Genomic DNA, 13,299 nt, shown 5'->3' with positions numbered 1-13,299 from the left:
TTATTTAGCTTTCACAGCTGATTTGATAGTGATTAAAGATTTTTTAGCGCCAGGAACATTTCCTTTTACTAAGATAACGTTGCGGTCAGCGTCAACACGAACAACTTCAAGATTTTGAATTGTCACGCGATTGCCACCCATACGGCCAGCTAAACGTTTATTTTTAAATACACGGTTCGGTGCAACAGGACCCATAGATCCAGGACGACGGTGGTAACGAGAACCGTGAGCCATTGGGCCGCGGCTTTGTCCGTGACGTTTGATAACGCCTTGGAATCCTTTACCTTTAGTCGTTCCGGTAACATCAATGATGTCTCCAGCTTGGAAAGTATCAACTTTCACTTCTTTACCTACTTCATAGTCTCCTAGCTCAACATCTTTGAATTCTCGAATGAAGCGCTTAGGAGCCGTGTTTGCTTTTGCAACATGACCTTTCGCAGGTTTGTTAGACAAAACTTCACGCATATCTTGGTAACCTAATTGAACAGCTTCGTAGCCATCGTTTTCCATTGTTTTCACTTGTAAAACAACGTTTGGAGTAGCTTCGATAACAGTAACTGGAATAAGTTCGCCAGATTCAGTGAAGATTTGAGTCATTCCCACTTTTTTCCCTAAGATTCCTTTGGTCATGATTACACCTCCATCTTCTTAATTATAGTTTGATTTCAATATTCACACCTGATGGTAAGTCAAGCTTCATTAAAGCATCAACTGTCTTCGGTGTTGGGTTCACAATGTCAATCAGACGTTTGTGAGTACGCATTTCGAATTGTTCGCGTGAATCTTTGTATTTATGAGTCGCACGGATTACAGTGTAAAGACTGCGTTCAGTTGGTAATGGAATCGGACCAGACACGCTAGCTCCAGTTCTTTTTGCAGTTTCCACGATTTTATCCGCTGATTGATCTAAAATACCATGTTCATACGCTTTTAAACGGATACGAATTTTTTGTTTTGCCATCTTGTTCCCTCCTTCGCCTATTTTAAAAAGTAGACATAGCTCCACGAAAATCTCCGTCACGCTCGTTCGTGGCAAAGCGTCCGGGCGTGTCGCAACCTCTCGTTTCAAAGCCGACGGATTCTTTTCAGAACCCCCCAGTGTCGGTTGCACTTCTGCAAACAGCACCTTTATGATTATATTATATGGCATCAATGATTGCAAGGATTTTCTCAGTTTTTTTGAATTTTCTATTACGTTTTCAGAAAACCTAAAAAATACCTGCTTGATATGTTTCCTACTATATAATATAGCATTTCACTTTATCACCTATAACTAGCGACAGATTCTTCAATCTTTATAAATCAAGACCAAACCAGATATCGATATTCGATCCAAAAAAAGAGTCACTGGAATTCCAGTGACTCTTTGCGTCCGAGTATAATAATTAAACTATAAAGCTAATTAAGCTTTGATTGTTGTTACAACGCCTGAACCAACAGTACGTCCGCCTTCACGAATAGAGAAACGAGTTCCGTCTTCGATCGCGATTGGGTGGATTAATTCAACTTCCATAGTTACGTTATCACCAGGCATTACCATTTCAGTACCTTCTGGTAGATCAACTACACCAGTTACGTCAGTTGTACGGAAGTAGAACTGAGGACGGTAGTTAGTGAAGAATGGAGTATGACGTCCGCCTTCTTCTTTAGTTAAAACGTAAACTTCTGCAGAGAATTTTGTATGTGGAGTGATTGAAGCTGGTTTAGCCAATACTTGTCCACGTTGGATGTCTTCACGTGCAACACCACGTAATAATGCACCAATGTTGTCGCCCGCTTCAGCGTAATCCAACAATTTACGGAACATTTCAACACCTGTAACAGTTGTTTTAGCAGTTTCTTCAGCAATACCTACGATTTCAACTTCGTCACCAACGCGAACTTGTCCACGTTCAACACGACCAGTTGCAACAGTTCCACGACCAGTGATTGAGAATACGTCTTCCACTGGCATCATGAATGGTTTGTCAGTATCACGAACTGGTGTTGGGATGTATTCATCAACAGCAGCCATTAATTCTAAGATTTTTTCTTCGTATGAAGCGTCGCCTTCTAAAGCTTTCAAAGCTGAACCTGCGATAACTGGAGTGTCGTCGCCTGGGAAGTCGTATTCAGTTAATAAGTCACGAACTTCCATTTCAACTAATTCTAGTAATTCTTCATCGTCAACCATATCCATTTTGTTTAAGAATACAACGATGTAAGGAACACCAACGTTACGAGATAACAAGATGTGTTCACGAGTTTGAGGCATAGGGCCATCAGCAGCAGATACTACTAAGATAGCTCCGTCCATTTGAGCAGCACCAGTGATCATGTTTTTAACGTAGTCCGCGTGTCCTGGGCAGTCAACGTGAGCATAGTGACGGTTGTCAGTTTCGTACTCAACGTGAGCAGTGTTGATAGTGATTCCGCGTTCGCGTTCTTCAGGAGCTCCGTCGATTTGAGCGTAGTCCATAGCTTGCGCTCCGCCTTGTTTAGCAAGTACAGTTGTAATTGCAGCTGTTAAAGTAGTTTTACCATGGTCAACGTGTCCGATAGTACCAATGTTAACATGGGGTTTTGAACGGTCAAATTTTTCTTTAGCCATTTAAAATGTTCCTCCTAAGTAAATGAGATTAGTTTTTTATCTGATAGGTCCGCACCACACAAGCGATGCGAGCCCATATCATCAGTAATTATTTTACATGAAACGTTACTAAAAATACAGTTCTTTTCGGAAAAGCAGTCAAAAACAATTGACTTTTAAGAATTAATCAGCTTTGCCGCCGTTTTTCTTAATAATTTCTTCTTGAACTGATTTTGGTACATCTTCATAGTGGTCAAAGACCATCATGAATGTACCGCGTCCTTGAGTAGAAGAACGAAGCGTTGTTGCGTAACCAAACATTTCAGCTAACGGCACAATAGCGTTAACGATTTGCGCGTTACCATGCGCTTCCATACCTTCCACACGACCACGACGTGCAGTTACATGCCCCATAACATCACCTAAGTAATCTTCCGGAACAGTAATTGTAACTTTCATCATTGGTTCAAGAATTGATGGATTCGCTTTTTTCGCAGCAGCACGTAGCGCCATAGACGCAGCTACACGGAAGGCTGTTTCATTTGAATCGACATCATGGTATGAACCATCATAAAGTTTAGCTTTGATATCAACTAATGGATAACCTGCTAACACACCGTTTGCCATAGCGTCTTCTAATCCTTTTTCAACTGCTGGAATGTATTCACGAGGAACCACACCACCGACAATTGCGTTTTCGAATTCGAAGCCGGCACCTTCTTCGTTTGGTGTAAATTCGATCCATACGTGACCGTATTGACCTTTACCACCAGACTGACGTACAAACTTACCTTCTGCATTTGTCGCAGAACGGAATGTTTCACGGTAAGATACTTGAGGGGCACCAACGTTTGCATCCACTTTAAATTCACGACGCATACGGTCAACCAACACGTCTAAGTGAAGTTCACCCATACCAGCGATAACTGTTTCGCCAGTTTCAACGTTTGTTTCAACGCGGAATGAAGGATCTTCTTCAGCAAGTTTTTGTAAAGCAACACCCATTTTATCTTGGTCAGCTTTTGATTTAGGTTCAACAGCAACTTCGATAACTGGATCAGGGAATTCAATTGATTCTAAGATAACTGGTGCATCTTCAGCACAAAGTGTATCTCCAGTTGTTGTATCTTTCAATCCAACAGCAGCGGCGATATCACCTGAGTAAACCGTTTCGATTTCTTTACGAGTATTTGCATGCATTTGCAAAATACGTCCGATACGTTCACGTTTGCCTTTAGAAGCATTCAATACATATGAACCAGAATTTAGAACACCTGAGTAAACACGGAAGAACGTTAGACGACCTACGAATGGGTCAGTCATTACTTTAAACGCTAGTGATGAGAACGGTGCAGAATCATCAGCTGGACGTTCCGTTTCTTCGTCAGTTTTAGGATTAAACCCTTGGATAGCTTTTACGTCAGTTGGTGCTGGAAGATAGTCAATGACTGCATCCAACATCAATTGAACACCTTTGTTTTTGAAGGCTGAACCACAAAGAACAGGGTAGAAGTCTACAGATAGAGTAGCGTTACGGATACCCGCTTTTAATTCTTCGTCAGTGATTTCTTCACCTTCCAAGAATTTCATCATTAGGTCTTCATCAGTATCAGCCACAGCTTCTACTAATTTTTCACGCCATTCTTCAGCTTGTTCTTTATATTCTTCAGGAATTTCAGTCTCTTGGATTTCAGTTCCTAAATCATTTGTATAGATTTCAGCTTTCATTTTAACTAAATCGATAATACCAGTGAAGTCATCTTCAGCACCAATTGGTAATTGGATTGGATGAGCATTCGCTTGTAAACGATCATGTAAAGTGCTTACTGAGTAAAGGAAGTCAGCACCAATTTTGTCCATTTTATTACAGAATACAATACGTGGTACTTGGTATTCTGTCGCTTGACGCCAAACAGTTTCTGTTTGTGGTTCTACACCTGATTGTGAGTCCAATACAGTTACTGCACCGTCAAGCACACGTAATGAACGTTGTACTTCGATTGTGAAGTCCACGTGTCCTGGGGTATCGATGATATTTACGCGGTGACCCTTCCATTGTGCAGTTGTTGCAGCAGAAGTGATCGTGATACCACGTTCTTGTTCTTGTTCCATCCAGTCCATTTGAGAAGCACCTTCGTGGGTTTCACCAATTTTATGGATTTTACCAGTGTAGTACAAGATACGCTCAGTTGCTGTAGTTTTACCTGCATCAACGTGGGCCATGATCCCGATATTACGCGTATTTTCTAGAGAAAATTCTCTTGCCATTTCTTTGTTTGCTCCTCTCTTAAATTAAATTTAGCATTGTCTGGTCAGTTTTCTGTTGACCTTCGCCAGCAGAAAAAATCTTACCAACGATAATGAGCAAATGCACGGTTGGCTTCCGCCATTTTGTGTGTATCTTCGCGTTTTTTCACAGAAGCCCCAGTGTTGTTAGCAGCATCCATGATTTCTTTCGCTAAGCGTTCTTCCATTGTATGTTCGCCGCGTAAACGAGCGAAGTTAACAACCCAACGCAAACCTAAAGTAGTACGACGTTCTGGACGTACTTCAACGGGCACTTGATAGTTAGAACCCCCAACACGGCGAGCTTTAACTTCTAGTACAGGCATGATATTTTCCATTGCTTGTTCGAAAACTTCCAATGGATCATTCCCTGTTGATTCTTTGATAGTGTTAAAAGCGTTGTATACGATATTTGAAGCAGTTCCGCGTTTTCCATCAACCATTACACGGTTGATTAAACGAGCTACTAGCTTAGAGTTATACATAGGATCTGGCAAAACGTCGCGTTTTGCGATAGTTCCTTTACGAGTCATACGTAACTCCTCCTTCCGAAAATATGTCTTTATCTATTCGTTTGATTAAGCTTTAGGTTTTTTAGTACCGTATTTAGAACGGCTTTGTTTACGATCGTTAACACCGGCAGTATCTAGTGCGCCACGAACGATGTGGTAACGTACCCCTGGTAAGTCTTTTACACGACCACCACGTAATAGAACAACACTGTGTTCTTGTAGGTTATGGCCGATACCTGGAATATAAGCTGTTACTTCGATCAAGTTTGACAAACGAACACGAGCATATTTACGCAATGCTGAGTTGGGTTTCTTAGGTGTCATAGTCCCCACACGTGTACAAACTCCACGTTTTTGTGGTGAGTTCACGTTTGTTTGAGCTTTTTTAAAGCTATTATATCCTTTGTTCAATGCTGGTGAATTTGATTTTTCCACCTTTGATTTACGAGGTTTACGTACTAATTGATTAATTGTAGGCATTCCTTGTTTCCTCCTTCCTCGATCCGCTTTCTAGTACCACACATCCTGGTGGTTCTTTTTCAGCGATAAAAAATAATGCATCCCTGCATTCTCTATCAAGCGTACCTTGACACAGTCAGCACGTCTCTATTGAGAGACCTGTTCACAAAGCACCTTTGATAGCATACCATGATTGATTTTCGCTGTCAACAAACTATCTAGAGTTTTTTTACTTTGGATCAGCGTTTAGATTTTGTATTAGAATAAAAAAATTTATTTAGATTAAGCAGTTTCTCTTGATGATTTATATATCAGCAAATAAAGCGGATTCACTTTTTTGGTCTTTTTTACTTAAAAGGCTATCTTTTTTCTTTTTTTGCGATTACAATAAACGTAACTTAGCAAAAGGTGGGATTTTTCAATGAATTTGAAAGAGTTAGTTGGGATCGAAGCAGCAAAATTTGTCAAAGATGGAATGATTGTTGGATTAGGCACAGGATCAACTGCTTATTACTTAGTAAAAGAATTAGGTCGCCGTGTCAATGAAGAAGGATTGAAGATCACAGGTGTTGTTACTTCTATTAAAACAGAAGAACAAGCAAAAGAATTAGGTATTCCCCTAAAAGCTATCGATGAGGTAGCGTCTGTTGATCTCACAATTGATGGCGCAGATGAAATTAGTGAGGACTTCCAAGGAATCAAAGGCGGCGGTGCTGCCCTGCTTTTCGAAAAAGTCGTAGCAACTTATTCAAAAGAATGTATCTGGATCGTTGATGAAAGCAAGATGGTTAATAAGCTCGGAAAATTCCCTTTACCAGTCGAGGTTGTTCCCTTCGGCAGCCACAACGTATTTCGATTATTTGAAGCAAAAGGATATCATCCTTCTTGGCGATTGAACGATGCAGGAGAACTTCTAACTACCGATGGCGGTCATTACATCATTGATCTACATCTAGACATAATAGAAGACCCTCACGCGCTTGCAGCAGAGTTAGACACTTGCGTTGGTGTCGTTGAACACGGGCTATTTATTGATATGATCTCACGTGTTATTGTTGGTACTCCTGAGGGACCAAAAATTCTTGAGGTTCCAGCGAAATAATTCTCTAAAATTCCTGGCAAAGCTTGTGATTTGATAAAAAACACACTCAATTTAATGGAAATCACGACCGAAACATTGTACAATGAATCAGGAATTGAAAATTTCAGAAATTTCAAAAGGAGAGAATGATATGCCAAAATTAGTTTTTTCTCGTCACGGCTTGAGTGAATGGAACAAATTGAACCAATTTACAGGCTGGGCAGACGTTGATTTGGCTCCAGAAGGTGTCGAAGAAGCAAAAGAAGGCGGCCGCAAAATTAAAGAAGCAGGAATTGAATTTGATATTGCTTTTACATCAGTTTTAACTCGTGCGATCAAAACTTGCGACTACATCTTAGAATACTCTGACCAACTTTGGGTACCAACTGTTAAATCTTGGCGCTTAAACGAACGTCATTATGGTAAATTACAAGGATTGAACAAAAAAGAAACCGCTGAAAAATACGGTGACGAACAAGTTCACATCTGGCGCCGTTCATACGACGTATTACCTCCATTGATGGAAGCAACTGACGAAGGTTCAGCAGCTCAGGATCGTCGTTACGCAATGTTAGACCCTCGCGATATTCCTGGAGGCGAAAACTTAAAAGTTACTTTGGAACGTGCATTACCTTTCTGGCAAGACGAAATCGCTCCTGCTTTGAAAGATGGAAAAACTGTTTTAGTAGCTGCACACGGTAACTCACTACGCGCATTGGCTAAACACATTGAAGGTATTTCTGACGAAGACATCATGGACTTAGAAATCCCAACAGGTCAACCTCTTGTTTATGACTTGAATGATGACTTAACAGTTGCTAAAAAATACTACTTATAAAATTATTCCCGACTTATCAATGAGTCGGGATTTTTTTTATTTCGCAGCATTATCTCTGGCACATTGGTCTTTTTGTGCTAAAATAAATAAGTACTTTCTTTGCGGTCGTGGCGGAATTGGCAGACGCGCTAGCTTCAGGCGCTAGTGGTAGCAATATCGTGGAAGTTCGAGTCTTCTCGGCCGCATAATACAAGCTGTAAAAAGAGCAAGACAGAAGTTTTCTGTCTTGCTCTTTTTAATCATGATTCAAGAAACTTGCCACTTTTGTAGCAATCAGGTCAATGGCGACGTGATTCTCGCCACCTTCAGGCACAATGATGTCTGCATAGCGTTTCGTTGGTTCGATAAATTGATGGTACATTGGTTTTACTACTGTTAAATATTGATCAATTACCGATTCCAATGTCCGGCCTCGTTCGTTCATATCCCGTTTAATACGGCGGATAATCCGAATATCATCATCTGTATCTACATAAATTTTAATATCCATTAGATTACGCAGCCGTTCATCTTCTAGGATTAAGATACCCTCTAGAATGATGACTTCTTTTGGCTCTTGCAAATAAACTTCATCACTGCGTGTATGTTTTACGTAATCATAGATCGGTACTTCTACCGATTGATATTTCGTTAATTCCTTTAAATGCTCGATCAATAAATCTGTGTCAAACGCAAACGGATGATCGTAATTCGTTTTTAAACGTTCCTCAAAGCTGATACCACTTTGGTCCTTATAGTAAGAATCGTGTTCCAACATCATAATTGAATGATTGGGAAACCGATTGTAGATTGCGCGGCTGACGCTAGTTTTCCCACTACCTGAACCGCCCGTTACGCCAATAATGATCGGCTTGTTTTCCATGCAACTAAAACCTCTTTCGTTTTTCATTAGTCCTATTATAGCGAATCATCGTTAAATTGCTATCAAAAACTTAAAATTCTTCTAAAATTTGATAGAGGTCGGTTAATTCTTTTATCTGAAATGTTGGTTTTATTTCTTGGGCTTCTTTTTCCTGAGGATTCATCCAAATCGTATCGATGCCAGCAACCTGTCCACCCTTAATATCCGAGGTTAAAGAATCTCCCACAATCACTGTTCTTTCTTTTTCTATATGAGGAATTTCAGCAAAAACGATATCAAAGAATTCTTTCATCGGTTTGTGGACACCCATCTCTTCAGAAATAAAAAATTTCTTGAAATAAGGAGCTAGGCCTGATTTTGTCAAACGTTCATGTTGTGTTGCAGAAACCCCATTAGTGACCACATAAAGATCTTTTTTCTGACTTAAATTTTCTACCACTTCCAGGCTATTCGAAATTAATTGATGGCCTTGGTTCAAGTAGTGGCGATAACGCGCTTCAGTTTTTGGTCCATCAACCTCTTGCTCATATTGCTCAAAAAATAAGCGAAAACGATTATCTAATAAATCTTGACGAGAAAGCAAACCTGCTTCATGGTCTCGCCAAAAGCCTTGATTCATTTTCTTATACTGATTTTTTACCTCTAAAGACGGCTCTACACCCATGTCTTGAAATAACCAGCTTAAGGCTTGCTCCTCTGCGGCTTTAAAATCTAACAAGGTGTCATCAATATCAAATAAAATTGTTTTGTATCCCATTTCTATACCTTCTATCTAAAATATGTTTTTAATTGTTGAAGCTCTGTAATCGTTAGAGATCGATACTTCCCCTCTGCTAAATCTTCTGGTAATACTAGCGGCCCCATAGAAACTCGCGTTAATGCAATAACTTTTTTCCCGCATGCTAGAAACATTTTTTTCACTTGATGAAACTTGCCTTCTTTGATCGTTAATAGCACCTCAGAATGCCTAGACGTTGAACTTACAATACTTAATCTCGCAGGTTGGCAGCGAACGCCTCCATGAAAAACGATCCCCGCTTTGAACGCCTCCACGTCCTCCATTGTTACCGCCTCATTGACAATCACTCGATAGGTCTTGGTAACTTTGGATTCCGGCTGCAAAAGGTCGTAACCCAACTGTCCATTGTCTGTTAAAAGCAACAATCCAGTCGTATCACGATCTAATCGCCCTACGGGATAGAGAGCTTCCGGACGTTCTGACTCTTTTACTAATTCTGTTGCCGTTTGAAACTTCGTATCTTTTTTTGCTGTTACGACACCTGAAGGCTTATTCAATAAATAGTATACGTGGTTCGTCTGCAGTTTTTGCCCATCGACTTGAATTTTATGAAGCTTGCTATCCACATTTCTCTGTGGGTTCATTTCCACTTTGTTGTCTATTAAAACTTTTTTCATGAGAAATAAACGTTTCATTTCTTTTCGAGTCGTTTTTAGGTTTTCTTCGATGATCTTATCTAGCCGCATGCTGATACTCCTTTAAATCTATCGGACTCATTATACCGAATTTTAAAAAAAGTCAAAACCCTAGAACTCCTCTTCCTATTATTTCTACTTCATACAGTGCTTTTTTTATGTTCATTAGCTAACTGTTGAAAAAATTAATTCCTTAATCAAACCCTTTACTTAAAGCAATTTCAGGAAAAATTCCACACTCTTCCAATAGGTGCAAGGAGTTTATACTTGCATTTTGATTAGATGAGCCCTAGAATTTAATTATACGAGTCAGAGATTCGTATGATTAAGTGAATCGACACTCCGGTGTCAAAGGTTTCTCATACACAGCGTTATGACCTGGTAGAGAAAGTTGAACTTAGACTTTTTTTGGACAGTTGTGTATACGACTGTCTTTTTGCGTTTTTTTCGCAAAGCCATTGTGCTGAGAATAACCCATCACTTAAATAAAATCTGTCTGCTTAACCACAGACAGTCACATTTTAAGGAGGAATTTGGTTATGGCAGTATCATTGAAAGTAGAAGAAAGAGCAACTCGTCCCCGTTCCATTCGCAACCAGCTACGTCACGAAGGAAAAGTCCCTGCAGTCGTTAATGGGTATAAAGTAGAAAGTACCCCTATCTCATTCGACGAACGTGAATTTTCTAAATTATTGCGTGAAAATGGCGCAAATACTGTTTTCGCTATCGAAGTCGGTGGAAAAAAAGTGAATACCTTATTGCGTGATTCACAGGTGGACACCTTTACTCGTCGCTTAACTCATGTAGAATTATTATCTGTAAACTTATCAGAAGAAACAGAAGCTGAAACAGAAATCAACTTAGTTGGTGAATCTGTTGGCGTGAAGGCTGGCGGTGTGTTGACACAAACACTTTATACAGCAACGGTTTCCGCTACACCAGAAAAATTACCTGAGGGGATCGAAGTAGACATCTCTGGATTAGAAATTGGTCAATCCCTATCTGTTGGTGATCTACCTAAAAATGATGATTACACAATCGTTACGGATTCAGAAGAACAAATTGTAGCTGTCCAAGAAGCACAAGAACTTCCTGAAGAAGACGAAGCTTCTGAAGGTGCTGAACCAGAAGTTATCGGCGAATCAACAGAAGAATAAACAAACCAACGAGGCATATCGAAAGACTTTCGATATGTCTTTTTATCTTCCAATACAGGACATCTGACAAGCCTTGGCTTCTGTAAATTTTTACGTTTTCTTATATACTAAGTACAATGAGTGGTTTTTTTAGCAAAAAAGAATTACAATAAGTCACTACAAAGCTTATTTGTACTTAAAGTAAGTGATTCCAACTAAAGGAGGAAAATCTATGTTTGAAACATTTGATTCTAAAAAAAGTCGTTATGCCTCTGTCGGTGTGGTGTCCAGTTTGCCAGGCGAGCTGATTGATAGTATCTGGTATATCATTGACTTAGACTTAAAGGGACTAATCCCATTAGAAAATATTTTGAGTTTTGATTTAATCAATAATGACGGCCACGTTACCATGCACTTCTCTCAAGAAGACAGTAGTGTTGAAATGGGAATTGATTTACCTTTTAGATATTCTAGTGAATTCCCACAAGAAGTATATGCTTACGATGATGGCAACCGTCAAACAATTTTGTTGCCAAATGAAATTCGCCAACGTTAATTCACGAGACATTCCTTTTCTTAAGGGATGTCTTTTTTTCTTAATAATTGAAAATTTATTCTTGCTTTCAGAAAATTTTGTGGTAATATCAATCAGAAAATTTTAATAGAAAGCGGGAAAAGAATGAAAGAATTAACTCATGGCAATCCAGCAAAATTGATCTTATTATTTACACTGCCCTTGTTCGTAGGAAATGTTTTTCAGCAATTTTATAGCATGATAGATATGTTAGTTGTCGGTCAGGTATTAGGTAAAGATGCCTTAGCTGCTGTTGGCGCAACAGGCAGCGTCAGCTTTTTAATTATTGGATTTGCACAAGGTCTAACCTCAGGCCTCTCAATTATTACCGCACAACGATTCGGTGCAAAAGACTTGCAAGGCGTTCGCAAAAGTTTTGCTGCTTCCATTGTAATCAGCTTAGTTGTCACTGTCATTTTAACGATTTTAAGTTTAGTCTTTTTACGTCCCTTGTTGTTGTTGATGCAAACACCGCCTGAACTTTTAAATCAAGCACAAGATTTTATTTCTGTCATTTTAGCTGGGATTTTTGCGGCCATGAGTTTTAATCTTTTGTCAAACATGGTAAGAGCTTTAGGTGATAGCCGAACACCATTGTTTTTCCTAGCTGCTGCAGTTGTTGTTAATGTTGTTTTGGATTTGATTTTCATTATCTATTTCCATATGGGCGTCGCCGGTGCCGGTTATGCAACAGTTATTGCCCAAGTATTTGCTAGCCTTTTATGTGTTTGGTTTATTCGACGCAAAATTCCTTTGCTGCAAATCAGCCGTAAACATTTTTCCTTTGATAAAAAGGAGTTGGCGCTGCATTTACGAGCAGCTCTACCTATGGGCTTCCAATCATCCATTATTGCTATCGGTGCTGTGATTTTACAATCTGCGCTAAATACGTTAGGGACAGATGTAGTTGCTGCTCAGGCGGCGGCTAGTCGGATCGATCAATTCGCGATCCTTCCTATGATGTCCTTTGGTATTACCATGACTACTTTCACGGCACAAAATTTAGGCGCAAAACAATACGGACGTATCCTGCAAGGAGTGAAGTATGGTCTACTAATGAGTGGTGCATTTAGCTTGTTCGCTGGTCTGCTAGTTATTACATGCGGTCGCACATTCATTGCCTTATTTGTTGCTCGCAGCGAAACGCATGTCTTTGATTTAGCGCAAACCTATTTCACAATTAATGGTTCTTTGTATTGGGTGCTAGCAACTTTACTAATTCTGCGTTACACATTGCAAGGCTTGGGGCAAGCAAAAATCCCTACAATCGCCGGAATGATGGAGTTGATTATGCGCTCATTTGCTGCCATTATTTTGACCCACTCCTTTGGCTTTGCTGGCGCCGCTTTCGCTTCTCCGCTAGCTTGGATTGGTTCAACACTTGTCTTGTTGGCCTCTTATTTTAAGGCCATACGCCGATTGAAACAATTGGATAATCAACAAACCCTTGAAGCCACAGAAATAAGCTTCGAACATTAAAAAGGCAAAAATCCGTTTGGATTTTTGCCTTTTTCTCTTATACTCATTGGTTTGAACAATCGAACAGTC

At 39.8% G+C, this 13,299-nt stretch carries 14 protein-coding genes and 1 tRNA gene; 6 read left to right on the top strand and 9 right to left on the bottom strand.

All coding sequences use genetic code 11. From position 1 onward, the window contains the following. The 6 genes from rplC to rpsL form a co-directional block, all read right to left on the bottom strand. On the bottom strand, window positions 1–630 hold the full coding sequence (rplC, locus tag J9537_RS01335) for a 50S ribosomal protein L3 (RefSeq protein ID WP_010747217.1): 630 nt from the start codon (window positions 628–630) through the stop codon (window positions 1–3). A 22-nt stretch (window positions 631–652) separates the two neighbouring features. Beyond that, a complete protein-coding gene (gene rpsJ, locus J9537_RS01330) occupies window positions 653–961 on the bottom strand; it encodes a 30S ribosomal protein S10 (protein ID WP_010756438.1) in 309 nt (102 codons plus the stop codon). 441 nt (window positions 962–1,402) lie between these two features. Continuing rightward, complete coding sequence (gene tuf / locus J9537_RS01325; RefSeq protein WP_010747219.1) at window positions 1,403–2,590, bottom strand: elongation factor Tu; 1,188 nt, start codon at window positions 2,588–2,590, stop codon at window positions 1,403–1,405. A 162-nt stretch (window positions 2,591–2,752) separates the two neighbouring features. Continuing rightward, window positions 2,753–4,837: an elongation factor G gene (gene fusA / locus J9537_RS01320; RefSeq protein ID WP_218256447.1), complete on the bottom strand. Its 2,085-nt coding sequence runs from the start codon at window positions 4,835–4,837 to the stop codon at window positions 2,753–2,755. A gap of 80 nt (window positions 4,838–4,917) precedes the next feature. After that, window positions 4,918–5,388 carry a 30S ribosomal protein S7 gene (gene rpsG / locus J9537_RS01315; protein WP_218256446.1) on the bottom strand — a complete coding sequence of 157 codons (471 nt, stop codon included), beginning with the start codon at window positions 5,386–5,388 and terminating at the stop codon, window positions 4,918–4,920. A gap of 45 nt (window positions 5,389–5,433) precedes the next feature. After that, window positions 5,434–5,847 (bottom strand): 30S ribosomal protein S12, encoded by a 414-nt coding sequence (rpsL, locus tag J9537_RS01310; RefSeq protein WP_010742744.1) that lies wholly within the window; start codon window positions 5,845–5,847, stop codon window positions 5,434–5,436. A 400-nt stretch (window positions 5,848–6,247) separates the two neighbouring features. Here rpsL and rpiA point away from each other — a divergent pair, with 400 nt between their 5' ends. The 3 genes from rpiA (at window position 6,248) to J9537_RS01295 (ending at window position 7,930) form a co-directional block, all read left to right on the top strand. Beyond that, the gene (rpiA, locus tag J9537_RS01305) at window positions 6,248–6,928 is read left to right on the top strand and encodes a ribose-5-phosphate isomerase RpiA (protein ID WP_218256445.1); all 681 of its coding nucleotides are present in this window, start codon (window positions 6,248–6,250) and stop codon (window positions 6,926–6,928) included. A 130-nt stretch (window positions 6,929–7,058) separates the two neighbouring features. Further along, on the top strand, window positions 7,059–7,745 hold the full coding sequence (gene gpmA, locus J9537_RS01300; RefSeq protein WP_218256444.1) for a 2,3-diphosphoglycerate-dependent phosphoglycerate mutase: 687 nt from the start codon (window positions 7,059–7,061) through the stop codon (window positions 7,743–7,745). A gap of 101 nt (window positions 7,746–7,846) precedes the next feature. Continuing rightward, a tRNA-Leu gene (locus J9537_RS01295) sits at window positions 7,847–7,930 on the top strand. Between the two features lie 50 nt (window positions 7,931–7,980). Here the strand turns inward: J9537_RS01295 and udk are convergent. The 3 genes from udk to J9537_RS01280 all read right to left on the bottom strand — a co-directional run bounded on the left by udk (window position 7,981) and on the right by J9537_RS01280 (window position 10,092). Then, a complete protein-coding gene (gene udk / locus J9537_RS01290; protein ID WP_218256443.1) occupies window positions 7,981–8,607 on the bottom strand; it encodes a uridine kinase in 627 nt (208 codons plus the stop codon). A gap of 70 nt (window positions 8,608–8,677) precedes the next feature. Beyond that, window positions 8,678–9,364, bottom strand: a complete 687-nt coding sequence (locus J9537_RS01285) for a YjjG family noncanonical pyrimidine nucleotidase (protein WP_218256442.1) — start codon at window positions 9,362–9,364, stop codon at window positions 8,678–8,680. An 11-nt stretch (window positions 9,365–9,375) separates the two neighbouring features. Beyond that, window positions 9,376–10,092, bottom strand: a complete 717-nt coding sequence (locus J9537_RS01280; RefSeq protein ID WP_218256441.1) for a 16S rRNA pseudouridine(516) synthase — start codon at window positions 10,090–10,092, stop codon at window positions 9,376–9,378. Window positions 10,093–10,580: 488 nt separating this feature from the next. On the opposite strand from J9537_RS01280, the gene J9537_RS01275 reads away from it, so the two are divergent. The 3 genes from J9537_RS01275 (at window position 10,581) to J9537_RS01265 (ending at window position 13,230) form a co-directional block, all read left to right on the top strand. Then, window positions 10,581–11,198, top strand: a complete 618-nt coding sequence (locus tag J9537_RS01275; RefSeq protein ID WP_218256440.1) for a 50S ribosomal protein L25/general stress protein Ctc — start codon at window positions 10,581–10,583, stop codon at window positions 11,196–11,198. Between the two features lie 211 nt (window positions 11,199–11,409). Continuing rightward, window positions 11,410–11,733 (top strand): DUF960 domain-containing protein, encoded by a 324-nt coding sequence (locus J9537_RS01270; protein ID WP_010747228.1) that lies wholly within the window; start codon window positions 11,410–11,412, stop codon window positions 11,731–11,733. Window positions 11,734–11,856: 123 nt separating this feature from the next. Continuing rightward, entirely contained in the window at window positions 11,857–13,230 is a 1,374-nt protein-coding gene (locus J9537_RS01265) for an MATE family efflux transporter (protein ID WP_218256439.1), read from the top strand. Window positions 13,231–13,299: the final 69 nt, after the last annotated feature.

The organism is Enterococcus raffinosus (genome assembly GCF_019175485.1).
Lineage (GTDB): Bacteria > Bacillota > Bacilli > Lactobacillales > Enterococcaceae > Enterococcus_A > Enterococcus_A raffinosus.
Note: the sequence above shows the minus strand (reverse complement) of the source record. Positions and strands in the feature narration are given on the sequence as shown.